Source organism: Klebsiella sp. C239 (assembly GCF_048822715.1).
In the GTDB taxonomy this organism is placed as follows: Bacteria; Pseudomonadota; Gammaproteobacteria; order Enterobacterales; family Enterobacteriaceae; genus Klebsiella; species Klebsiella quasipneumoniae.
This window is the reverse complement of record NZ_JBMEZK010000001.1, coordinates 261,661-284,742: the sequence shown is the minus strand read 5'-3', so window position 1 is coordinate 284,742 and position 23,082 is coordinate 261,661. Positions and strand designations below refer to the sequence as shown.

16 protein-coding genes are annotated in these 23,082 nt (G+C 59.4%); 7 read left to right on the top strand and 9 right to left on the bottom strand.

The window, feature by feature from the left end; translation table 11 throughout:
• Positions 1–28: 28 nt before the first annotated feature.
• Complete coding sequence (rcsC, locus tag ACOI6Z_RS01360) at positions 29–2,869, bottom strand: two-component system sensor histidine kinase RcsC (protein WP_023290484.1); 2,841 nt, start codon at positions 2,867–2,869, stop codon at positions 29–31.
• A gap of 131 nt (positions 2,870–3,000) precedes the next feature.
• Positions 3,001–5,634: a DNA topoisomerase (ATP-hydrolyzing) subunit A gene (gene gyrA / locus ACOI6Z_RS01355; RefSeq protein ID WP_004201688.1), complete on the bottom strand. Its 2,634-nt coding sequence runs from the start codon at positions 5,632–5,634 to the stop codon at positions 3,001–3,003.
• Positions 5,635–5,780: 146 nt separating this feature from the next.
• Between gyrA and ubiG the strand changes: the two genes are divergently transcribed.
• The 4 genes from ubiG (at position 5,781) to yfaE (ending at position 10,625) form a co-directional block, all read left to right on the top strand.
• A complete protein-coding gene (gene ubiG / locus ACOI6Z_RS01350) occupies positions 5,781–6,509 on the top strand; it encodes a bifunctional 2-polyprenyl-6-hydroxyphenol methylase/3-demethylubiquinol 3-O-methyltransferase UbiG (protein WP_420686805.1) in 729 nt (242 codons plus the stop codon).
• A 344-nt stretch (positions 6,510–6,853) separates the two neighbouring features.
• On the top strand, positions 6,854–9,139 hold the full coding sequence (nrdA, locus tag ACOI6Z_RS01345) for a class 1a ribonucleoside-diphosphate reductase subunit alpha (RefSeq protein WP_065812275.1): 2,286 nt from the start codon (positions 6,854–6,856) through the stop codon (positions 9,137–9,139).
• A 101-nt stretch (positions 9,140–9,240) separates the two neighbouring features.
• A complete protein-coding gene (nrdB, locus tag ACOI6Z_RS01340) occupies positions 9,241–10,371 on the top strand; it encodes a class Ia ribonucleoside-diphosphate reductase subunit beta (RefSeq protein WP_004140835.1) in 1,131 nt (376 codons plus the stop codon).
• Positions 10,371–10,625, top strand: a complete 255-nt coding sequence (gene yfaE / locus ACOI6Z_RS01335) for a class I ribonucleotide reductase maintenance protein YfaE (RefSeq protein ID WP_004201692.1) — start codon at positions 10,371–10,373, stop codon at positions 10,623–10,625. Before nrdB ends, yfaE begins: the two co-directional genes overlap by 1 nt.
• Before the next feature lie 71 nt (positions 10,626–10,696).
• Here yfaE and glpQ read toward each other — a convergent pair whose 3' ends face one another.
• Positions 10,697–11,767: a glycerophosphodiester phosphodiesterase gene (gene glpQ, locus ACOI6Z_RS01330; protein WP_065812274.1), complete on the bottom strand. Its 1,071-nt coding sequence runs from the start codon at positions 11,765–11,767 to the stop codon at positions 10,697–10,699.
• Positions 11,768–11,776: 9 nt separating this feature from the next.
• Positions 11,777–13,123, bottom strand: a complete 1,347-nt coding sequence (gene glpT / locus ACOI6Z_RS01325) for a glycerol-3-phosphate transporter (RefSeq protein WP_023290488.1) — start codon at positions 13,121–13,123, stop codon at positions 11,777–11,779.
• A gap of 272 nt (positions 13,124–13,395) precedes the next feature.
• Here glpT and glpA point away from each other — a divergent pair, with 272 nt between their 5' ends.
• From glpA to glpC, 3 genes are read left to right on the top strand one after another with little or no spacing between them, the layout of a single operon-like run.
• Positions 13,396–15,018, top strand: coding sequence for an anaerobic glycerol-3-phosphate dehydrogenase subunit A (glpA, locus tag ACOI6Z_RS01320; protein ID WP_044524248.1), 1,623 nt, complete (start codon positions 13,396–13,398; stop codon positions 15,016–15,018).
• Positions 15,008–16,267 carry a glycerol-3-phosphate dehydrogenase subunit GlpB gene (gene glpB, locus ACOI6Z_RS01315; RefSeq protein WP_049013192.1) on the top strand — a complete coding sequence of 420 codons (1,260 nt, stop codon included), beginning with the start codon at positions 15,008–15,010 and terminating at the stop codon, positions 16,265–16,267. The genes glpA and glpB overlap by 11 nt, the downstream gene beginning before the upstream one ends.
• Positions 16,264–17,442, top strand: coding sequence for an anaerobic glycerol-3-phosphate dehydrogenase subunit GlpC (glpC, locus tag ACOI6Z_RS01310; RefSeq protein ID WP_065812272.1), 1,179 nt, complete (start codon positions 16,264–16,266; stop codon positions 17,440–17,442). The genes glpB and glpC overlap by 4 nt, the downstream gene beginning before the upstream one ends.
• Positions 17,443–17,463: 21 nt before the next feature.
• On the opposite strand, the gene yfaU is transcribed toward glpC, so the two are convergent.
• From yfaU to ACOI6Z_RS01285, 5 genes are all read right to left on the bottom strand, one after another.
• On the bottom strand, positions 17,464–18,267 hold the full coding sequence (yfaU, locus tag ACOI6Z_RS01305; RefSeq protein ID WP_065812271.1) for a 2-keto-3-deoxy-L-rhamnonate aldolase: 804 nt from the start codon (positions 18,265–18,267) through the stop codon (positions 17,464–17,466).
• A gap of 14 nt (positions 18,268–18,281) precedes the next feature.
• Positions 18,282–19,571 (bottom strand): MFS transporter, encoded by a 1,290-nt coding sequence (locus ACOI6Z_RS01300; protein ID WP_032453561.1) that lies wholly within the window; start codon positions 19,569–19,571, stop codon positions 18,282–18,284.
• A gap of 41 nt (positions 19,572–19,612) precedes the next feature.
• Complete coding sequence (gene rhmD / locus ACOI6Z_RS01295) at positions 19,613–20,818, bottom strand: L-rhamnonate dehydratase (RefSeq protein WP_017899291.1); 1,206 nt, start codon at positions 20,816–20,818, stop codon at positions 19,613–19,615.
• Between the two features lie 10 nt (positions 20,819–20,828).
• Complete coding sequence (locus ACOI6Z_RS01290) at positions 20,829–21,614, bottom strand: IclR family transcriptional regulator (protein ID WP_023290494.1); 786 nt, start codon at positions 21,612–21,614, stop codon at positions 20,829–20,831.
• 203 nt (positions 21,615–21,817) lie between these two features.
• Positions 21,818–23,014, bottom strand: a complete 1,197-nt coding sequence (locus tag ACOI6Z_RS01285; protein WP_049013195.1) for a nicotinamide mononucleotide deamidase-related protein YfaY — start codon at positions 23,012–23,014, stop codon at positions 21,818–21,820.
• Between the last annotated feature and the right edge of the window lie 68 nt (positions 23,015–23,082).

Below are 23,082 nucleotides of genomic sequence, written 5' to 3'. Positions count from 1 at the left end.
TCTCGCCCCGGCGAGACGGAGTTCCCCGTTATTCCCGCCCTTTACGTACCCGCGCCGCATATACCGTCAGCGTTTGCTTCAGCACGTCAAGCGTCACCGGCTTGGACAGACAGCTGTCCATCCCCGATTCCAGACAGCGCTGCTTCTCTTCCGCCAGGGCATTGGCCGTGACGCCAATCACCGGCAGCGTCAGGCCAAGCTGACGAATGCGCTGCGTCAGGCGATAACCATCCATATTAGGCATGTTGACGTCGCTGAGCACGATATCGATGTGCTGCTTGCTGAGGACGTTGAGCGCGTCGACCCCGTCGTTCGCGGTCACGCACTGGTAGCCGAGCGATCCCAGCTGATCCGCCAGCAGGCGCCGGTTGATCGGATGATCGTCGACCACGAGGATCATCATGTCGTCGTTATTGCCGGCCTGCGCCTCCGGCGCCATCAGCGCCCGGCTATTGTCCGCACTGGCCAGCGCGACGTGGAAAATACGCCCCAACAGCGGCAGCAGTTCATGCGGCGTCGTCACGCTATGCAACCACTCGCCGGCGGCCCGTTCCTGCGGAATACCGATATGACGACGGCAGAAGATGACCATCGCCCTTCCCTGCCAGCCGCTCAGCGCTTCATCGTCAGTGAGTAAGACATCCTCGGCGTCCGGGGTTTCTCCGGCATGACGACGTACCGTAAGGCCGTGATAGCTGAGCAGCGAGGTGACGAACATCGCCAGCGAGGTGTTGTGGATGGCCAGCCAGCAGGTCTTGCCAGCGAAACCGTTCGCCGTCATCTGCGGCGTGTTCTGCACGCCATACAGCGGGATGCGGATGGTAAAGCGGCTGCCCATTCCCGGCTCCGTTTCCACGGCGATATCGCCATCCATCATGCTGATCAGTTTTTCACAGATCGCCAGGCCAAGGCCGGTGCCCTGGAAGTTGCGCTGCACGCCGGTCCCCACCTGGAAGAAGGGGTCGAAGAGGCGCAATACCTCTTTCGCCGGGATCCCCTCCCCGGTGTCGCGGACGCTAATCTGCAGATAATCCCCCGCGCACTGGACGTGCAGGATAATGCAGCCGGTGTCGGTGAACTTGATCGCATTGCTCAGCAGGTTGGAGATCACCTGCTGCAGGCGCATCGGGTCGCCGGACATCTGTTCCGGAACGTCCGGTTCGATAAAGCAGTACAGACCCAGCTGCTTGCGCACCACCAGCGGCAGATAGTTGGCGGAGATATGGTTCATGACCTCGCGCGGGGAAAATTCCCGCGGCTCGATCTTCAATTGCTCGGACTCGATTTTGGAGAAATCGAGAATATCGCTGATGATTTTCAACAGCAGGCTTGAGGAGTTGTTCATCGCCGTCACCAGGCGATCGACGCCCTTCGGCAACGCTTTGGTCTGCAGCAGATCGAGGTTGCCGATGATGCCATACAGCGGAGTACGCAGCTCATGGCTGACGGTGGCAAGGAACATCGATTTCGACTGGCTGGCCTGCTCCGCCGCCTGGGCCATCTCCTGCAGCGACTCTTCCATCTTCACGCGGGCGGAAACGTCCACCAGCACGCAAATCGCCACGTTTTCGTTGCGATAGCGCGAGTGGACAAAGCTAATCTGCAGGTTGGTATGGTTGCTGGTCAGCACATCGACAAAGTTGACCTGCTGGCCGCAGATGATCTGCGTCAGCCGCTGGCGGTCCTCATGGGTCAGCATGTTCAGATAGTTGTGCGCCAGCTCGTTACTGAGAATGTTGGTCCCGTCGAGGGTGCGCAGAATACAGATCCCCACCGGGGCGGAGGCCACGATTTTGCGGTTGAACTGCTCATGCTCTTCCAGCCGCTGAGCGTCATTTTCCGCAGGGATAAAAATGCGCCGCTCATACATCCGCGCCAGCGCAAACAGCATCGCGCCGCTGAGGATATTGAGAACGATGGCGTTGATGATCAGCATACGGATCCGCTCCAGCACCTGGTCTACCGAGACGGAATAGACGATGCTCAGGGATGACGGCGCGAGGCTTTTCTTCAGCACCAGCTCGCGGAAACCCGCGCTGTAGCCAAACCACATCCGCTCCTGCATCCATTTCGCTTCGCTCTGGATTTTGCTTTCCGCGCCGGCCAGGGAGATCAGCGGCTGGCCGTTATCGTCGAAGATAGTCACGCTCATCGGCAGGCTGCCCGGCGTAAAGAAGCTTTCCATGCGGATGGTCTGCTCAACGCCGAGCATCGCCTGCAGGCGATTGGCCATATAGATCGGCGTCAGGGCGTAAAAATAGCCCACCCCGGGGCGCATGCCCTGGCTTATCCAGAACAGGTTGTTGCCGCGCTCGTTTTGCGGCGCATTGCGGTATTGCTCAATGCGTTGATGCAGGACTTTCAGCGCCTGATCGCGCTCAATCGGCACGTCACGCAGGCCAAAGTTGGCCATACAGAGATTATCGCTGCCGATGAGAAAGATACGGTTAAGGTCGTAGGCGGCGGTAAAATTATCCCGCCAGTAGCGCATGAACCACGCCAGCGATTGGAGCGAATTACGCCAGGCGCTACTCATCGCGCTGCAGTCGGAGTCAGGATACAGGGGTTCAAAGCTGGGGATCGCAATATCGCCGCTTTGCCCTTGCGCTACCGCATCCCCTGCCGACAGCCGGTTACCGGCGACGTACTTCAGCTCTTTAATCACATCCGCTGTACGCTGAATGTAGCGCTGGGCCTGATCGGCGTTGAGATTGAGCTCCTGATGGATCTCGGCTTCCCGCTCGTGCAGCGCGTTGACGATATAAAACACAGAGACAAACGCAATCAGCAGCCACAGCAATACCGCCAGCGCTCTGAACAGATAACGGGAAACCTTCAGGGTTGTGTGAAAAGAGGCAAGATATTTCAATGTGGCGATGCTCGGCCGTCAGGGACTCAACAGAATGGGGTTAAAGTAGCGGTAAAGCGGCTTTGCCGCAATGTTAATGCAAAAAGGGCCGGGAGAATACCCGGCCCTTTCAGAACATTTACCTGGGACGATTACTCTTCGTCTTCGGCGATGTCGTCATCGGTATCCGCTTCCGGGGCGATATCGTCATCGCCTTCCGCCGCGCTACCGTCGATGGCGTCCAGTTCTTCGTCGTCTACCGGCTCAGCGACGCGCTGCAGCCCCACCACGTTTTCATCTTCCGCGGTGCGGATGAGGATCACGCCCTGGGTGTTACGGCCCACGATGCTCACTTCGGAAACGCGGGTACGCACCAGCGTCCCGGCGTCGGTGATCATCATGATCTGATCGCAATCATCCACCTGTACGGCGCCGACCACGGAACCGTTACGCTCGGTGACTTTGATCGAGATAACGCCCTGGGTGGCACGCGACTTGGTCGGATACTCAGCCGCGGCGGTACGTTTACCGTAACCGTTTTGCGTCACCGTCAGGATCGCGCCTTCGCCGCGCGGAATAATCAGCGAGACGACGCTGTCGTTTTCCGCCAGCTTAATGCCGCGTACGCCGGTGGCGGTACGGCCCATGGCGCGAACGGCATCCTCTTTGAAGCGCACGACCTTGCCGGCCGCGGAGAACAGCATCACTTCGTCCTGACCAGAGGTCAGATCGACGCCGATCAGCTCATCGCCTTCGTTCAGGTTCACCGCGATAATGCCGGCGGAACGCGGACGACTGAACTCGGTCAGCGCGGTTTTCTTCACGGTACCGCTGGCGGTGGCCATAAAGACGTTGACGCCCTCTTCATACTCGCGGACCGGCAGGATAGCGGTGATACGCTCATCGGCTTCCAGCGGCAGCAGGTTGACGATCGGACGACCGCGCGCGCCGCGGCTGGCCTCCGGCAGCTGATAGACCTTCATCCAGTACAGACGACCGCGGCTTGAGAAGCAGAGGATGGTGTCATGGGTGTTGGCCACCAGCAGGCGGTCAATAAAGTCTTCTTCTTTAATGCGCGCTGCCGATTTGCCTTTACCACCACGACGCTGTGCTTCGTAGTCGGTCAGCGGCTGATACTTCACATAGCCCTGATGCGACAGGGTGACCACCACGTCTTCCTGGTTGATCAGATCTTCGATGTTGATATCAGCGCTGTTGGCGGTGATTTCGGTACGACGTTCGTCGCCGAACTGGTCGCGGATCAGCTCCAGCTCTTCGCGAATCACTTCCATCAGACGGTCGGCGCTGCCGAGGATGTGCAGCAGTTCCGCGATCTGCTCCAGCAGCTCTTTATATTCGTCGAGCAGTTTTTCATGCTCAAGGCCGGTCAGTTTCTGCAGACGCAGATCCAGAATCGCCTGGGCCTGCTGCTCGGTCAGGTAGTATTTACCCTCGCGCACGCCGAACTCGGGCTCCAGCCATTCCGGACGCGCGGCGTCATCACCGGCACGCTCCAGCATCGCCGCGACGTTACCGAGATCCCACGCCTGGGCAACCAGCGCTGCTTTCGCTTCAGCCGGGGTCGGCGCACGACGGATCAGTTCGATAATCGGGTCGATATTGGCCAGCGCCACGGCCAGCGCTTCGAGGATATGCGCGCGGTCACGGGCTTTACGCAGCTCGAAAATGGTGCGACGGGTCACAACTTCGCGGCGGTGGCGCACGAAGGCGGCGATGATGTCTTTCAGGTTCATGATCTTCGGCTGGCCATGGTGCAGCGCAACCATGTTGATGCCGAAGGAGACCTGCAGCTGGGTCTGGGAATAGAGGTTGTTGAGCACCACTTCCCCTACCGCGTCGCGCTTCACTTCAATCACGATGCGCATCCCGTCTTTATCAGACTCGTCACGCAGCGCGCTGATGCCTTCCACGCGTTTTTCTTTTACCAGCTCGGCGATTTTCTCAATCAGGCGCGCTTTGTTCACCTGATAGGGAATTTCATGCACGATGATGGTTTCGCGGCCGGATTTCGCGTCCACTTCCACTTCCGCGCGCGCGCGGATGTAGACTTTACCGCGACCGGTGCGGTAGGCCTCTTCAATGCCGCGACGGCCGTTGATAATGGCGGCGGTCGGGAAATCAGGGCCAGGAATATGCGCCATCAGCCCTTCAATGCTGATGTCTTCATCGTCGACATAGGCCAGACAGCCGTTGATCACTTCCGTCAGGTTATGCGGCGGTATGTTGGTGGCCATCCCGACGGCGATCCCGGAGGCGCCGTTTACCAGCAGGTTAGGAATTTTGGTCGGCATGACGTCCGGAATACGCTCCGTGCCGTCATAGTTGTCAACGAAATCGACCGTCTCTTTTTCAAGATCGGCCATCAGCTCATGAGCGATTTTCGCCAGACGAATTTCGGTATAACGCATCGCCGCGGCGGAGTCGCCGTCGATGGAACCAAAGTTACCCTGGCCGTCCACCAGCATGTAACGCAGCGAGAACGGCTGCGCCATACGCACGATGGTGTCGTATACCGCGGAGTCGCCGTGCGGGTGGTATTTACCGATTACGTCACCAACGACACGGGCTGATTTTTTATAGGCTTTGTTCCAGTCATTGCCCAATACGTTCATGGCGTAAAGTACGCGACGGTGTACCGGCTTCAGGCCATCTCGGACATCCGGCAGCGCACGGCCAACAATGACCGACATCGCATAATCCAGATAAGAGTTCTTAAGCTCTTCCTCAATGTTGACCGGTGTAATTTCTCTCGCAAGGTCGCTCATCTAACCGCTATCCCTCTACTGTATCCCGGATTCAAAGGTCGCAAATTATAACACAGCCGCGCTAAGAGAGGTAAAGCAATACGGTTTATTCATGGCGCGCTGCTGATATACTCGCAGGTCTGAACAGAAAAGGAGTAAAAGCGCCCATGAATGCCGAAAAAACGTCGGTAGCCCCTAACGTCGATCATGCTGAAATCGCCAAATTCGAAGCCGTCGCCTCGCGCTGGTGGGATCTGGAGGGCGAGTTCAAACCGCTCCACCGCATTAACCCCCTGCGGCTGGGCTATATCGCCGAACGCTCTGGCGGCCTGTTCGGTAAAAAAGTCCTCGATGTCGGCTGCGGCGGCGGCATCCTCGCCGAGAGCATGGCGCGCGAAGGCGCGACGGTCACCGGGCTGGACATGGGCGCCGAGCCGCTGCAGGTGGCGAAACTGCACGCCCTGGAGAGCGGAATTCAGGTGGAGTATGTTCAGGAAACGGTTGAAGAACGTGCCGCGAAGCATCCGCAGCAGTATGACGTCGTCACCTGCATGGAGATGCTGGAGCACGTCCCTGACCCACAGTCGGTCGTCCACGCCTGCGCGCGGCTGGTGAAGCCTGGCGGCCAGGTCTTCTTCTCCACCATCAACCGTAACGGTAAAGCGTGGCTGATGGCGGTGGTCGGCGCGGAATATGTCATGAAGATGGTGCCCAAAGGCACTCATGATGTGAAAAAGTTTATCAAGCCGGCCGAACTGCTGGGCTGGGTAGATCAGACTTCTCTGAAAGAGCAGCATATCATCGGCCTGCATTACAATCCGTTGACCAACACCTTCAAGTTGGCGCCGGGGGTTGATGTTAACTATATGTTGCATACCAGCGCGAAAAAAGCGTGACGTCAGCACCTGCGCTTATGATGATTGCGCGGCATCAAGCCGCGTGATTATTTCTTCCGATGAAGAAATCAGCACTCGATCAAATTTTCATTTTTTTTTCTGTTTTATTGACTTCTTCTCCAGGCCTTATGCGACGTGGACTTGCGGATTATTACCCTTCCGCAACCTCAATTTAACGTCAAAATCAACCCTTGTACTCAAAAGATTCCTTACTAAAATACTCACCATATAGCGTTCCTTTTATCGACAACCCCCTACATATAGTATTTATCCACAGAGTTAGTCACAACGGCCTTCTGTGGATAAACGGGGGATATTTTCTTTCACGGACAGGTAAAATCCACATGAATCAGAGTCTGCTGGTGACAAAGCGCGACGGAACCACCGAGCGCATCAATCTCGACAAAATCCATCGCGTACTGGATTGGGCGGCAGAAGGACTGAATAACGTTTCGATTTCCCAGGTAGAGCTGCGCTCGCATATCCAGTTCTATGACGGCATTAAAACCGCGGACATCCACGAAACCATTATCAAAGCCGCTGCGGATCTGATCTCCCGCGATGCGCCGGATTACCAGTACCTCGCCGCGCGTCTGGCGATTTTCCATTTGCGTAAAAAAGCCTTCGGCCAGTTTGAGCCGCCGGCGCTTTACGATCACGTGGTGAAGATGGTCGAGAAGGGTAAATACGATCATCATCTGCTGGAAGACTACACGGAAGAAGAGTTCCAGCAGATGGACGGTTTCCTCGACCACTGGCGCGACATGAACTTCTCCTACGCTGCCGTTAAGCAGCTGGAAGGCAAGTATCTGGTACAAAACCGCGTCACCGGCGAAATTTATGAGAGCGCGCAGTTCCTCTATATTCTGGTGGCTGCCTGCCTGTTCTCTAACTACCCGCGCGAAACGCGTCTGGACTACATCAAGCGTTTCTACGACGCGGTGTCGACCTTTAAAATCTCGCTGCCGACGCCGATCATGTCCGGCGTGCGTACCCCAACCCGTCAGTTCAGCTCCTGCGTGCTGATCGAGTGCGGCGACAGCCTGGACTCCATCAACGCTACCTCCAGCGCGATTGTGAAATACGTTTCCCAGCGCGCCGGCATCGGCATCAACGCCGGCCGCATTCGCGCGCTGGGCAGCCCGATCCGCGGCGGCGAAGCCTTCCACACCGGCTGCATTCCGTTCTACAAACATTTCCAGACCGCGGTGAAGTCCTGCTCGCAGGGCGGCGTACGCGGCGGCGCGGCGACCCTCTTCTACCCAATGTGGCATCTGGAAGTGGAAAGCCTGCTGGTGCTGAAAAACAACCGCGGGACCGACGCCAACCGCGTTCGTCACATGGACTACGGGGTGCAGATCAACAAGCTGATGTACACCCGTCTGCTGAAGGGCGGCGACATTACCCTGTTCAGCCCTTCCGACGTCCCGGGCCTGTATGACGCTTTCTTCGCCGATCAGGACGAATTTGAGCGCCTGTACACCCAGTACGAGCAGGACGATAGCATTCGCAAGCAGCGCATTAAAGCGGTTGAGCTGTTCTCGCTGATGATGCAGGAGCGCGCCTCCACCGGCCGCATCTACATCCAGAACGTCGACCACTGCAACACCCACAGCCCGTTCGATCCGGTGGTCGCCCCGGTGCGCCAGTCTAACCTGTGCCTGGAGATCGCCCTGCCGACTAAACCGCTGGAAGACGTCAACGACGAAAACGGCGAAATCGCGCTGTGCACCCTGTCGGCCTTCAACCTCGGGGCTATCGACAGCCTCGACGAGCTGGAAGAGCTGGCGGTGCTGGCGGTGCGTGCCCTGGACGCGCTGCTCGACTATCAGGATTACCCCATCCCGGCCGCCAAACGCGGCGCGATGGGCCGCCGTACGCTGGGCATCGGCGTGATCAACTTCGCTTACTATCTGGCGAAGCATGGCAAACGCTACTCCGACGGCAGCGCCAACAACCTGACCCACAAAACGTTCGAAGCGATTCAGTACTACCTGCTGAAGGCCTCCAACGAACTGGCTATCGAACAGGGCGCTTGCCCGTGGTTCAACGAAACCACCTATGCGCAGGGTATCCTGCCGATCGATACCTATAAAAAAGACCTGGACGGCATCGTCAGTGAGTCCCTGCACTACGACTGGGAAGCGCTTCGCGCGTCCATCAAAACCCACGGCCTGCGTAACTCCACGCTCTCCGCGCTGATGCCGTCCGAGACCTCGTCGCAGATCTCCAACGCCACCAACGGCATCGAGCCGCCGCGCGGCCACGTGAGTATCAAAGCGTCGAAGGATGGGATCCTGCGCCAGGTGGTGCCGGACTACGAAAACCTGCAGAACGCCTACGAACTGCTGTGGGAAATGCCGAACAACGACGGCTACCTGCAGCTGGTGGGTATCATGCAGAAGTTTATCGACCAGTCGATCTCTGCGAATACCAACTACGATCCGACGCGCTTCCCTTCCGGAAAAGTGCCGATGCAGCAGTTGCTGAAAGACCTGCTCAACGCCTATAAATTCGGCGTCAAAACGCTGTACTATCACAACACCCGTGATGGCGCTGAAGACGCTCAGGATGACCTGGCCCCGTCCATCCAGGACGACGGCTGCGAAAGCGGCGCTTGTAAGATCTAAGGTATTTTTGCCGGGTGGCGCTACGCTTACCCGGCCTACGATTTTGTAGGCCCGGCCAACGCATCGCCGCCGGGCAATACAGTTCAACAGGACTCACTTCAATGGCATACACCACTTTTTCACAGACGAAAAACGATCAGCTGCTTGAGCCAATGTTTTTTGGCCAGCCGGTTAACGTGGCCCGCTACGATCAGCAAAAATACGATATCTTTGAAAAGCTGATTGAAAAACAGCTCTCCTTCTTCTGGCGCCCGGAAGAGGTTGACGTCTCCCGCGATCGCATTGACTACCAGGCGCTGCCGGAACATGAAAAACACATTTTCATCAGCAACCTGAAGTACCAGACGCTGCTCGACTCCATCCAGGGCCGCAGCCCGAACGTGGCGCTGCTGCCGCTGATCTCCATCCCGGAGCTGGAGACCTGGGTGGAAACCTGGGCCTTCTCCGAGACCATTCACTCGCGCTCGTACACCCATATCATCCGCAACATCGTCAACGACCCGGCGACCGTGTTCGACGATATCGTCACCAATGAGCAGATCCAGAAGCGTGCCGAGGGGATCTCCCACTATTACGATTCGTTGATCGAGATGACCAGCTACTGGCACCTGCTGGGCGAAGGCACCCACACCGTCAACGGCAAGACCGTGACCGTCAATCTGCGCGAGCTGAAAAAGAAACTCTATCTGTGCCTGATGAGCGTCAACGCCCTGGAAGCGATCCGCTTCTACGTCAGCTTCGCCTGCTCCTTCGCCTTTGCCGAGCGCAAACTGATGGAAGGCAACGCCAAAATTATCCGCCTGATCGCCCGCGATGAAGCGCTGCACCTGACCGGCACTCAGCATATGCTGAACCTGCTGCGCTCCGGCAGCGACGATCCGGAAATGGCGGAAATCGCCGAAGAGTGCAAGCAGGAGTGCTATGACCTGTTCGTGCTGGCGGCGCAGCAGGAGAAAGAGTGGGCGGACTACCTGTTCCGCGACGGCTCGATGATTGGCCTGAACAAAGATATTCTCTGCCAGTACGTCGAGTACATCACCAATATCCGCATGCAGGCGGTGGGTCTCGATCTGCCGTTCCAGACCCGTTCCAACCCGATCCCGTGGATCAACACCTGGCTGGTCTCCGACAACGTCCAGGTGGCGCCGCAGGAAGTAGAGGTCAGCTCTTACCTGGTCGGCCAGATCGACTCTGAAGTCGATGCCGACGACCTGAGCAACTTCCAGCTGTAATGAAGCGGATCTTCTTGAAAATCTCTGACACTCGCCTTGAGTGTCAGGATGAACACCCTTCCCTGTTGGCTGCTCTTGAATCGCATAATATCGACGTCGAGTATCAGTGCCGCGCAGGCTATTGCGGCTCCTGCCGCACTCGTCTGGTCTCCGGCCAGGTTGACTGGCTGACCGAGCCGCTGGCCTTTATCCAGCCGGGAGAAATTTTGCCCTGCTGCTGCCGGGCGAAGGGCGATATCGAAATTGAGATGTAAGTTTTGTCGGGCGGCGTAACGCTTATGCGCCCGACAAAACTGCCGTTCACAGGCCGGGTAAACCCGGCTTTTTACTGCTTAGCGTCCAGAAACTGCACCGCTTTATCCGGGAAATCGGTAAACAAGCCATCGACGTCCGCCTGGCGATACAGCAGGTCATAGAGCTGATTGACGTTGCTGGCGTACTCCGGCAGTTGATCCGCGCGCACGGTATACGGATGCACCTGCAGATGGCTGGCGTGCGCCTCCTTCACCATCGCCGTCAGCTTCACCGCCCCCGGCTTTGAGCCTTCCGCCACCAGCATATGATAATCCGGACCAATGCCGTCGGCGTACTGCGCAATCTGCGCCATTGCCCCCGGCTTGAACATCCAGTCATAGCTGTAGTTCACCCACTTGCCGTCAGCCTGCCGCTGCTGGGTTTCATTCCAGTCGGTATAGGCGATAAGCTGCACCAGCTTGAGATCCATGCCCATCTTCGGCTCCAGCTCATGCTTAATACGCTTGAGCTCGTTGGCGTCAAAGCACTGCAGATAGACCTTATCCTGCTTGCTGGTGTAGCCATATTCTTTCAGCACTTTCAGCGTGCTGGCGGCAATATCTTTGCCTTCCTGATGGTGGAACCACGGCGCTTTGATTTCCGGGTAAATACCGATGTTTTTGCCGGTGGAATGATTCAGCCCCTGGACAAACTCAATCTCTTCTTCAAAGGTATGAATGCGGAAATCGGATTTGCCCATCGGGAAACGCCCGGGATAGGTTTGCACATTCTTGCCGTCTTTAGGCTCAAAGCCTTCGGTAAACGTCAGCGACTTGATCTCGGCCAGGGTAAAGTCGATGGCGTAAAAACGGCCATCTTGACGCGCCCGCTGCGGGAAGCGCTGAGCGACGTCGGTCACCCGATCCAGATAGTGGTCGTGCAACACCACCAGTCGGTCGTCTTTGGTCATCACCAGATCTTGCTCAAGGTAATCCGCCCCCTGCGCGTAGGCCATCGCTTTCGCCGGCAGGGTATGTTCCGGCAGATAGCCGCTGGCGCCCCGGTGGGCGATAACCATTTTATCCGCCGCTGCCGCGCTGAAGCACAGCGCAGAACTGGCCAACATCATGCCGCTCATTAGCGCGGTGAGTTTCATGTTCATCGCCGCTCCTTAGGCTTGCTTCAGCTGTTGATGATGGCGGCGTTCACCGAGCATCACGATAACCAGCAGGACAACCGCCAGCACGCTGCCGCCGATCATCACCATAAAGCCGCCGTCCCAGCCGAAGAAATCGACGGTGTAGCCGACGATGGCGCTCGCGGCCACGGAACCGCCGAGGTAACCGAACAGGCCGGTGAAGCCTGCGGCGGTGCCGGCGGCTTTCTTCGGCGCCAGCTCCAGCGCATGCAGACCAATCAGCATCACCGGGCCGTAGATCAGGAAGCCGATAATAATCATACAGGCCATATCGACGCCCGGGTTACCCGGCGGGTTCAGCCAGTACACGACGGTGGCGATGGTCACCAGGGTCATAAAGAACACGCCGGTGGCGCCGCGGTTGCCTTTAAACACTTTATCCGACATCCAGCCGCACAGCAGGGTGCCCGGGATCCCCGCGTACTCGTACAGGAAGTAGGCCCAGGAGGATTTATCCAGCGCGAAGTGCTTCACCTCTTTCAGGTAGGTCGGCGACCAGTCGAGAATGCCGTAGCGCAGCAGATAAACGAAGACGTTGGCGACCGCGATGTACCACAGCAGCTTGTTCGGCAGAATGTACTGCATAAAGATCTGCTTCGCCGTCAGCTCTTGTTCATGCTCTTCGCTGTAATCGTCCGGGTAGTCGTTTTTATACTCTTCGATCGGCGGCAGGCCGCAGGATTGCGGCGTATCGCGCATCATCGCGAAGGCGAAAATCGCCAGCAGAATAGCGCCGAAAGCCGGCATATAGAGCGCCGCATGCCAGTCGTTAAACCAGGCCATACCCAACAGGAACAGCAGCGGCGGAATCCCCCCGCCGACGTTATGCGCGCAGTTCCACACTGAAACAATTCCGCCGCGCTCTTTCTGCGACCACCAGTGGACCATGGTACGGCCGCACGGCGGCCAGCCCATCCCCTGGAACCAGCCGCAGAGGAACAGCAGCACGAACATGATCATGATGCTCGAGGTGGCCCACGGTACGAAGCCCATCACCAGCATCACCAGCGCGGCGAGGATCAGCCCCGCCGGCAGGAAAATGCGCGGATTCGAACGGTCAGAGACCGATCCCATGATGAATTTCGAAAATCCGTAGGCAATGGAGATGCCGGAAAGGGCGAAACCGAGATCGCCGCGAGAGAAACCTTGCTCGATAAGATAGGGCATCGCCAGGGCAAAGTTCTTACGAACCAGATAGTAAGCGGCATAACCAAAGAAGATGCCGATAAAAATCTGCCAGCGTAACCGACGATAGAGCGGGTCGATCTCCGCGGCTGGCAAACGCGCTTTATGCGCGGCGGGTTTAAAAATACTTAACATATCAGCCTCCGTGGCCCTTGCTGTTTTTTACTGACGTCACGACAACAATCCCAGATTAATCACCAACTTCGAATCTGGCCGCGATGGTAGGCAATACGTAGAGCTGATACTGTGAAATATCGCACAATTTGTTACAGAAATATGACAAAAGGTTCCAATGTGAGCACAAAATCACATAATGCGCTCAAATAACGCGCGAATATGCTCGAAATCAAACAATAACCTTATTGATTGTGGCTAAATGGCGGTAAACGAAAGCAGAGGAGCTGAAGATGACGGGACGTCTTGATAGCGAGGTCATCATCATCGGCGGCGGAGCAACCGGCGCCGGCATCGCCCGCGACTGCGCCCGACGCGGATTACGCACAGTGCTCATTGAGCGCCATGATATCGCCACCGGGGCCACCGGCCGTAATCATGGGCTGTTGCACAGCGGCGCCCGCTATGCGGTGACCGACAACGAATCCGCCCGCGAATGCATCAATGAGAACCGCATCCTGCGCCGCATCGCCCGTCACTGTATCGAACCGGCCGGCGGTCTGTTCATTACCCTGCCTGAAGACGATCTGGCCTGGCAGCAGACCTTTATCGCCGCCTGCCAGCAGGCTGGCATAGAGGCCACGCCGCTTTCTGCGCAGGAGGCGCTGCGCCGCGAGCCCGCCGTCAACCCGACGCTGCTGGGGGCGGTGCAGGTCCCGGATGGCACCATTGACCCGTTTCGCCTCACCGCGGCCAATATGCTCGACGCCCGCGAACACGGCGCGCAGATCCTCACCGGCTGCGAAGTGACAGGCCTGCTGCGCCAGGGCGACCGCGTCTGTGGCGTCCAGGTATACGATCGTCAGCTTCACCAGACCCGCGCCTTGTACGCCGGGGTAGTGGTCAATGCCGCCGGGATCTGGGGGCAGCGCATTGCGGAATATGCCGACCTGCGCATCACCATGTTTCCGGCGAAGGGATCGCTGTTGATCCTTGACCACCGGATTAACAACCTGGTGATCAACCGCTGCCGTAAGCCGGCCGATGCCGATATTCTGGTGCCTGGGGATACCATCTCGCTGATCGGCACCACCTCGATGCATATTCCTTATGACGAAATTGACGACAACCGGGTAACGACCGCGGAAGTCGAAACCCTGCTGCGCGAAGGTGAAAAGCTGGCGCCGGTCATGGGCCGCACCCGGATTCTCCGCGCCTACTCCGGCGTGCGCCCGCTGGTGGCCAGCGACAACGATCCCAGCGGACGCAGCGTCAGCCGCGGCATCGTCCTGCTCGACCATGCTCAGCGCGACGGCATGGAAGGCTTCATTACCATCACCGGCGGCAAGCTGATGACCTATCGCCTGATGGCCGAGTGGGCCACCGACGCCGTCTGTCGTAAGCTGGGCAACACCACCCCCTGTTCCACGGCCGAGAGCCCGCTCCCCGGGTCGCAGGAGCCGACGGAAAGCACCCTGCGAAAAATTATCTCCCTGCCGGGCCCGCTGCGCGGCTCTGCTGTCTACCGCCATGGCGATCGCACGCCGGCCTGGCTTGGCGACAGTCGCCAGCACCGTAGTCTGGTCTGCGAATGCGAAGCCGTCACCGCTGGTGAAGTGAAATACGCGGTGGAAAATCTGGCGGTCCACACCCTGCTCGACCTGCGCCGCCGTACCCGGATTGGCATGGGGACCTGCCAGGGGGAACTCTGCGCCTGCCGCGCCGCCGGTCTGCTGCAGCGCTTTAACGTCACCACCCCCGCGCAGTCGTTGACCCAGCTGTCGGCGTTTCTCAATGAGCGCTGGAAGGGCGTGCAGCCCATCGCCTGGGGCGACGCGCTGCGCGAAAGCGAATTCACCCGCTGGGTCTACCTCGGCCTGTGCGGACTACCACAGGAGCATCAGGATGAAATTTGACTGCGCGATTATCGGCGGCGGACTGGCCGGCCTGCTGTGCGGCCTGACGCTGAATCAGTCCGGCCTGCGCAGCGTTATCATCAGCCGCGGGCAAAGCGCGCTGCATTTTTCCTCCGCGTCGTTAGATCTGCTCTCGGCGCTGCCGAACGGCGATAACGTCACTGACCTCGCGCAAGGTCTGCAGCAGCTCGCTGAACTGCTTCCTGAGCACCCTTATTCCCGGCTCGGCGCCGGGGCGGTGCTCGAATACGCAAAACAAACTGAAGCCCTGCTGGCCGCCTGCGGCGCGGTGATGCAGGGCGACGCGCACCGCCCGCACCGGCGGGTAACGCCGCTGGGGACGCTGCGCGCGGCGTGGCTATCGCCGCAGGAGGTTCCTGTCGCGCCACTCCCCCGACAGGGGGTCTGCCTGGTGGGGATCAGCGGCTTTGCCGATTTTCAGCCGCATCTCGCCGCCGCCGCGCTCGGGCAAACCGGCGTCACCGCCGTAGCGGCGGAAATCGAGTTACCGCTGCTGGATGTTTTACGTGACAACCCCACCGAGTTTCGCGCCGCCAATATCGCCCGCCTCCTCGACGATGAAAACCACTGGCCTGCCCTGCATGCGGCGCTGCTGCCGCTGGCGCAACAGCATGAGCTGCTGATCATGCCCGCCTGCTTTGGCCTCGCCGACGATCGCCTGTACCACTGGCTGCAGGCGCGCCTGCCCTGCCCGCTGCGTCTGCTGCCGACGCTGCCGCCTTCGGTTCCCGGGATGCGCCTGCACCGTTTGCTGCAGCGGCAGTTTATTCGCGGCGGCGGCACCTGGCTTGCCGGCGATGAAGTGGTGAACATCAGCCATCGACAGGGCGCCGTCGAGGCCGTCTGGACGCGAAATCACGGCGATATTGCGCTGCGTCCGCGTTTTACCGTGCTGGCCAGCGGCAGCTTTTTCAGTAACGGTCTTGTCGCCACGCGGGATAGCGTGCGCGAACCCATTCTCGGTCTCGATCTACAGCAGACCCTGCCGCGCGACGACTGGTACCAGCGCGACTTCTTTGCCTCCCAGCCGTGGCAGCGCTTCGGGGTGAAAACCGATGCCCTGCTGCGCCCCATGCTGGGCGGGCAGCCGTTCAGCAATCTTTTTGCCATCGGTTCGCTGCTCGGCGGGTTCGATGCCATTCAGCTCGGCTGCGGCGGCGGGGTCTGCGCCGTCACCGCACTGCACGCCGCCAGACAGATCCACGCCCTCGCCGGAGGCCGACCATGAACGATACCCGTTTTGAAAGCTGCATTAAGTGCACGGTCTGTACCACCACCTGTCCGGTCAGCCGGGTCAATCCGCGCTATCCCGGGCCGAAACAGGCGGGGCCGGACGGCGAACGCCTGCGCCTGAAGGATGGCGCGCTGTACGATGAGGCGCTCAAGTACTGCATTAACTGCAAGCGCTGTGAGGTCGCCTGCCCGTCGGATGTGAAAATTGGCGATATCATTCAGCGCGCCCGGGCACAGTATGGCCAGCAAAAACCGACCCTGCGCGACGCTATTCTCAGCCATACCGACCTGATGGGCACCCTTTCCACCCCCTTTGCCCCACTGGTAAACGCCACCACCGGCTTAAAACCGGTACGCCGCCTGCTCGACGCGGCGCTCAATATCGATCATCGCCGCACGCTGCCAAAATATGGCTTCGGCACCTTCCGCCGCGCTTACCGCCAGCTCGCGGCCAGACAGGCGCAGTACCCTGAGCAGGTGGCCTTCTTTCATGGTTGCTACGTCAACTATAACCACCCGCAGCTGGGCAAGGATCTGATTCGCGTCGTCAATGCGCTGGGCACCGGCGTGCAGTTGTTATCACGGGAAAAATGCTGCGGCGTGCCGCTGATCGCCAACGGCTTTTTTGACAAAGCGCGTAAGCAGGCGCAGAGCAACGTCGCCGCGATGCGGGAAAACGCGCTGCCGATCATCGCCACCTCCTCGACCTGCACCTTTACGCTGCGCGATGAATACCCGCATCTCCTTGATGTCGACAACAGCGATCTCCGCGACCGGGTGGCGCTGGCCACTCGCTGGATCTGGAAACAACTGGATAGTGGCAAAACGCTGCCGCTGCGCCCGCTGCCGCTGAAGGTGGTCTATCACACGCCGTGCCATATGGAGAAAATGGGCTGGTCGCTGTATACCCTCGAACTGCTGCGGCTGATCCCTGGCCTGCAGCTGGAGGTGCTGGATTCGCAGTGCTGCGGCATCGCCGGCACCTACGGGTTTAAGACTGAGAATTACGCGGTATCCCAGGCTATCGGCGCCCCGCTGTTCCGTCAGATTGAGGAGAGCGGCGCCGACATCGTCGTCACCGACTGCGAGACCTGTAAATGGCAGATAGAAATGTCCACCAGCAAACGCTGCGAACATCCGCTGACGGTGCTGGCGCAGGCGCTCGCCTGAGTCCGGCGCCAGCCTGCGCCGTCAATAGCTCGCTTTCTCCTGCGGCTGAGCGCTGGCGGATTTAAACATTACCAGCCGGCGGTCCAGCGCCTGGGTGTACAGCATGGTATCGACCCCGACGGCGACGAAATTGGCCCCCCAGGCGAGACATTTTTCCGCCATCGCCGGGTCGACCGCCAGAAATCCGGCCGCTTTTCCCGCCGCGCGAATGCGCCGGATGCTCTGCTCAATCACCCGCTGCACGTCAGGATGGCCAGCATCGTCCGGGTGTCCCAGCGAAGCGGAGAGATCCGCCGGCCCGATAAACACCCCGTCAATGCCCTCCACCTCGAGGATAGCGTCCAGATTTTCCAGCGCGGTTCGGCTCTCCACCTGAATCAGCAGACAGAGTTCGTCATTCGCCTCCGCCATATAATTCTCCACTCTGCCCCAGCGCGCCGCCCGGGCCACGCCGGCGCCAACGCCGCGGCTACCGACAGGAGGATAACGGGTTGCCGAGACGACTTCCCGCGCCTGCTCGGCGGTATCGACCATCGGCACCAGCAACGTTCTGGCGCCAATATCCAGCACCTGTTTTATCAGGCTGCGGCTGCCCTCCACCGGACGGATCACCGGCTGACTGGCATAAGGGGCGATGGCCTGGAGCTGATGATAAAGATCCTGAATAGTGTTCGGGGCATGCTCGCCGTCGATCAGCAGCCAGTCATAACCGGAAGTGGCGGCAATCTCCGCCAGATAGGAGGAGGTCGAGCTCAGCCACAGGCCTATTTGCGTCTCACCGCGTAATAATCCACGTTTGAAGGGGTTAGATAACAGTGCGTTCATAGCGATTCCTTTAATCAATGCTGTACGCCGCCGCGCTGAGGAACCGCGCGGGTGAGGCTTAATGAGAAGATGATGATCACCCCGATGATGGCCACGCCGGCCAGGGTTAACAGTCCAGCGGCGCTGCTGGCGAACAGCGTTTCGGCCTGCACGCGAACGATCGGCGCCAGAAAGCCGCCGATGGCGCCAAACAGGTTAACGAAGCCAATCCCGGCGGCCAGCGCCGTGCCGGAGAGCAGCTGCGTCGGCATCGTCCAGAAGACCGGCTGCACGGCAATCACCCCAACCGCCGCCACGCACAGCGCAATGATAGCCAGCACCGGCGCCACCAGCCCGGAAACCGCAATCCCGACCGCTGCCGCCAGCAGCGTCAGCGCGGCAATATTGCGCCGCTCGCCGGTGCGATCGGAGTAGCGAGGGATAAGCCAGGTGCCGAACAGCGCCGCCACCCACGGAATAGCCGTCACCACCGAGGCAATGAAGCCGACTTTGGTGCCCAACAGCGCGGCGACCTGAGTGGGCAGGAAGAAAATCAGGCCATAGACCGCCACCTGAATGGTCATGTAGATCAGCGCCAGCTGCCAGACCCGCCCGTTACGCAGCGCATCGGACAGACGCGAGGTGACCTTTTTCTCCTCCTCTCGCGCCAGCTCGCTTATCAGGGCCTGTTTCTCCGCCGCGCTCAGGAAGCGGGCATGCTGCGGCGAATCGTCCAGCCAGAAGAAGGTGAACGCTCCTGCGGCGACGGCGAGCAGGCCTTCAATCACAAACATCCAGAACCAGCCGGGATGGCCCATAAACCCATGCATCTCCAGCAGCGCGCCGGATAAAGGCGAACCGAGGGTCAGCGCCAGCGGCGCCCCCATATAAAAAAGCCCCATAATGCTGGCGCGGTTTTGCTGGGGAAACCACTGAGACGTGAGGTAGATCATTCCGGGGAAGAAGCCCGCCTCCGCCGCGCCCAGCAGGGTACGTACCAGCAGGAATTTCGCTTCCGTATCCGCCCACGCCATCGCCGCCGACAGCACGCCCCACAGTAGCGTGGTGCAGCCGATCCATTTTCTGGCGCCAAATTTGCGCATCAGCAGGTTGGCCGGCACCCCAAGAAAGGCATAGACCACAAAGAAAATCCCCGCCCCCAGCGCATAGGCTTCGTTGCTGAGGCCAGTGTCCAGCTGGTAGGTCTCTTTGGCGAAACCGATATTCGAACGGTCAAGAAACGCCAGCACGTACAGCGCCAGCATAAAGGGGATTAAGCGGGCGCGGTTTTTCTTCACCACGCTCTCCAGCAGAGTGTTGCTCATCATAATATCCTCAGGCGTGGGCCGCCGGGCGGCCCGGGGGATCAGTGTTGATAAGGACGTTTCAGGTTGCAGTCGCGATTGAGCTCGACGCCAAAGCCGGGTTTATCCAGTACCGATTTATGAATGCGCCCCCTCTCCGGCACCGGCTCGCCGAGCAGGATCGGGTCGAACTGCGGACGCAGCGTAGCGCAGTCAGGACTGGTCATCAGAAACTCGCTGAACGGGGTGTTGGTGAAAGTGATCACCGCATGATGTGAGTAAACCGACGAGCCGTGCGGCACCACCAGCTGCCCGCGCGCTTTAGCAATAGCCGCTATCTCCACCAGCGTGGTTAAGCCGCCGCACCAGCCGACGTCGGGCTGCATAATATCGATTCCGGTCTCCGACAGGGTGCGGAAGGACTGCAGGGTGCCGTGGTGCTCGCCGCTGGTCACCATCATCCCGGCCGGCGCCTGGCGCTTCAGCTCGCGATAACCTTCATACTGCTGCGGCGGCAGGCACTCCTCGATCCACTTGAGGTTGTAAGGGGCGCAGGCATGGGCAAGTTTGGTGGCATAGTTAACGTCCTGGCTCATCCAGCAGTCCAACATTAACCAGAAATCCGGGCCGCATTTTTCGCGCATGTCCGCCACCATGGCGACGTCTTTGCGGATCCCGGCGTCGCCATCGTGCGGCCCCCAGTGGGTGGGCATTTTGCCGCCGATAAAGCCCATCTCTTGCGCCAGATCCGGACGAGCGCCGGTGGCATAGAACTGGATTTCGTCACGCACCGCTCCGCCCAGCAGTTTGTAGACCGGCAGGCCAACCACTTTCCCGAACAGATCCCACAGCGCGAGGTCGACACAGGAGATAGTGTTCATCACCAGACCGCCGGATCCTGCGTAGTAAAGGGTGGCGTTGAGCATCTGGTCGTGGATCAGTTTGATATCGCTGACGCATTTGCCTTCGATAAAGCGGTTGAGATGTTTTTCCACGATAAAGCAGCCCATCTCTCCGGCCGTCGACACGGCAAAGCCGGTCTGCCCGTTGTCGGCTTCCACTTCCACAATCAGCGTGCCCAGCACGTTGATGCCAAACGACTGGCGGGACTGCTCATACTGTTTGTATTTGCTCATCGGGGTGGCGATATGATCGTCAATCCAGTGGTTAGCCCCCTGATCGTGGTAATCGCCGCCGCCGGCGCCCTGCTCTGCGGTGGCGCCGCCGGTAAACCAGGCGCGGACGTGTTTAATTTTCGGTAGGGTCATGGTGTTCTCCTTATGATGAGGCGAGTTGTTCAAAGGGGCTTTTCCACCCCAGCAGTCGTGAAATATCTTTCGCGCAGGCAATCGCCTTACCGGCAAGGTAATCGCGATTGTCTTCATTGATTTGCAGACGGGTGCCCACCACCGAGATGGCGGCGGTCAGGTCGTTATTGGCGTTAAAAACCGGGGCGGCCACGCAGCGCACGTCCGGGTAGTCCTCGCCATTATCAAAGCTCCAGCCCCGGGCGCGGATCCGCCCCAGCTCCTCCCGCAGCTGTTGAGCATTGCTGATGGTCGTTGGCGTAGCCCGCTCCCACTGCAGTTCATCGATAATCGATGCCTGAACCCCGGCGGGCTGCCAGGCCAGCAAACATTTGCCGATCCCGGAGCGGTAAAGCGACAGGCTCTTTCCTTCGTGCGAACGCACGCTAATGGTGGCGGGTGATTCAATTTTCAGAATGTAGTAGGCGTTACCGTGATCGATAATGCCCAGATGGCAGAGCAGGCCGCACTCATCCATCAGCCGGGTCAGGCGCGGCCGCGCCAGCTCGCGCAGGTCCATTTTGCTTAGCGCCTGCCCGGCCAGCTCCACCAGTTTGGTCCACAGGCAGTAGTTATCCTGATTATCCATACTGATGAAGCGCTGCTTTTTCAGCTCGCCCAGCAGCAGATAAACCGTGCTTTTCGGGATCCCCAGCTCCGCTATTATCGTCGCCGCGCTGCAGGGTCCGATGCGGCCAATTAAATTGAGGATCTCAATCGCGCGGGTCAGCGCCGGGACTTTCGTTGATTCCAACATACTGGACTCCAATCCTGAATACTGGAATCAGTGTTGCGGTTGTCCGGGCGGTAAAGTGTGAGCGACATCGCGGGGCAATCGCTTTCCCGTATGCTGGACCGTTCGCAGCGGAAAATTGCGACTTAACGCACAGAATTTTTTCGGGAGAGTACAACAGGCTGGACAACCGGCGCCCGGGAGAAGCCCGCGCGCCGGGAAACGACTTACAGCGAGAGGGAATCCACCACGTTAATCCAGCCATGTTCACTGGCCAGCGGTTGGCCATTCAGCCAGCGACGCAGCAGGTTTAATGCCATCATGGCGCAGACTTCCTGGCGTACCGCCAGGCTGTGGCGGGTGACGCTAAACTTCACCCGCAGCGCGAAGGTGCCGTCGGGGGTGGCCAGGGCCACGTTAAGATGATCGTTTTCCTGGCCGCTCACCGCCAGGGCCAGGCCGGCAAAATGGTTAATGCGCCGCTCGGCCGCCCAGCGGGCCGCCTGCGCCAGCGTCTCCTCCTGCGCCGGGACCACTTCGCTGGCCAGCAGCGGCGCGCCGGCGCGGGACAGCTGGAGCGCCAGCAGACCGCCGGTAAACTGCTCGCTGAGCGTCAGGCTCAGCTGCCGCTCCTGCAGGCAGCGTGCAATCTGCGCCGGTAACCCTTCAGTGCCTTCGAAAATCAGGCTGTCGCCAGCCACTTTACGCACTTCCGGCCACAGGGCCAGCATGGCGTCACGCTGCTCAGCCGGTCCGGTCAGCTTCAGCTCAATGATCGGCATCGACGAGCGGTAGCCCATTACTACGCCAGGCGGTAACGTCAGCGGATTGAGGTTTTGCGCCAGCTCGCTTTCCGAGCGGCCAAAAGTGGTCAGCCGCAGGCATACCGGCGGTTCCGGCAGCGTAAAGCGCTGGCGCAGGCGCGGTAAAATCTCCTGCTCGACCATCACTTTGAATTCAGAGGGAACGCCGGGGGTGAAAAACATCAGGCAGCGATTGAGCTGGATGGCAAAGCCGCAGGCCGTGCCCACCGGGTTATTGATCATCTCGGCGCTGGCGGGGATTTCCGCCTGCTTACGGTTGCTTTCCGCCATCGGCCGCCCGCGTTCAGCAAAGAAGCGGGTCATGGTTTCCAGCCACTCCGGATGCAAAATAAGTCCTTCGCCTTTCGCGGTGGCCGCGGCCAGCGCGCTCAGGTCGTCGCTGGTTGGGCCGAGGCCGCCATTGACGATCAGCACATCCGCCTGTTCGCTGCGTTCGCGAAGAATCGCCACCAGCGCATCGAGATCGTCGCCGACGGTATTACGGCGCGTTAATGGTAAACCCTGATTAAAAAAGAAATCCGCCAGCCATGCTGCATTGGTGTCAACGATTTGACCATGCAACACTTCATCGCCAGTGGACAGCATTTCCACATTCAACATTGCTCACTCCTTGCCTGCCAGGTGGCAAATACTATAACGCAAAGCGGGAGGCTGACGAGGAGGAAAAT

Excerpts from the sequence above, each read along its gene's own strand:
- gyrA (WP_004201688.1), bottom strand. The coding sequence starts at position 5,634 with ATGAGCGACCTTGCGAGAGAAATTACACCGGTCAACATTGAGGAAGAG.
- ubiG (WP_420686805.1), top strand. The coding sequence starts at position 5,781 with ATGAATGCCGAAAAAACGTCGGTAGCCCCTAACGTCGATCATGCTGAA.
- nrdA (WP_065812275.1), top strand. The coding sequence starts at position 6,854 with ATGAATCAGAGTCTGCTGGTGACAAAGCGCGACGGAACCACCGAGCGC.
- nrdB (WP_004140835.1), top strand. The coding sequence starts at position 9,241 with ATGGCATACACCACTTTTTCACAGACGAAAAACGATCAGCTGCTTGAG.
- yfaE (WP_004201692.1), top strand. The coding sequence starts at position 10,371 with ATGAAGCGGATCTTCTTGAAAATCTCTGACACTCGCCTTGAGTGTCAG.
- glpQ (WP_065812274.1), bottom strand. The coding sequence starts at position 11,767 with ATGAACATGAAACTCACCGCGCTAATGAGCGGCATGATGTTGGCCAGT.
- glpT (WP_023290488.1), bottom strand. The coding sequence starts at position 13,123 with ATGTTAAGTATTTTTAAACCCGCCGCGCATAAAGCGCGTTTGCCAGCC.
- glpA (WP_044524248.1), top strand. The coding sequence starts at position 13,396 with ATGACGGGACGTCTTGATAGCGAGGTCATCATCATCGGCGGCGGAGCA.
- glpB (WP_049013192.1), top strand. The coding sequence starts at position 15,008 with ATGAAATTTGACTGCGCGATTATCGGCGGCGGACTGGCCGGCCTGCTG.
- glpC (WP_065812272.1), top strand. The coding sequence starts at position 16,264 with ATGAACGATACCCGTTTTGAAAGCTGCATTAAGTGCACGGTCTGTACC.
- yfaU (WP_065812271.1), bottom strand. The coding sequence starts at position 18,267 with ATGAACGCACTGTTATCTAACCCCTTCAAACGTGGATTATTACGCGGT.
- ACOI6Z_RS01300 (WP_032453561.1), bottom strand. The coding sequence starts at position 19,571 with ATGAGCAACACTCTGCTGGAGAGCGTGGTGAAGAAAAACCGCGCCCGC.
- rhmD (WP_017899291.1), bottom strand. The coding sequence starts at position 20,818 with ATGACCCTACCGAAAATTAAACACGTCCGCGCCTGGTTTACCGGCGGC.
- ACOI6Z_RS01290 (WP_023290494.1), bottom strand. The coding sequence starts at position 21,614 with ATGTTGGAATCAACGAAAGTCCCGGCGCTGACCCGCGCGATTGAGATC.
- ACOI6Z_RS01285 (WP_049013195.1), bottom strand. The coding sequence starts at position 23,014 with ATGTTGAATGTGGAAATGCTGTCCACTGGCGATGAAGTGTTGCATGGT.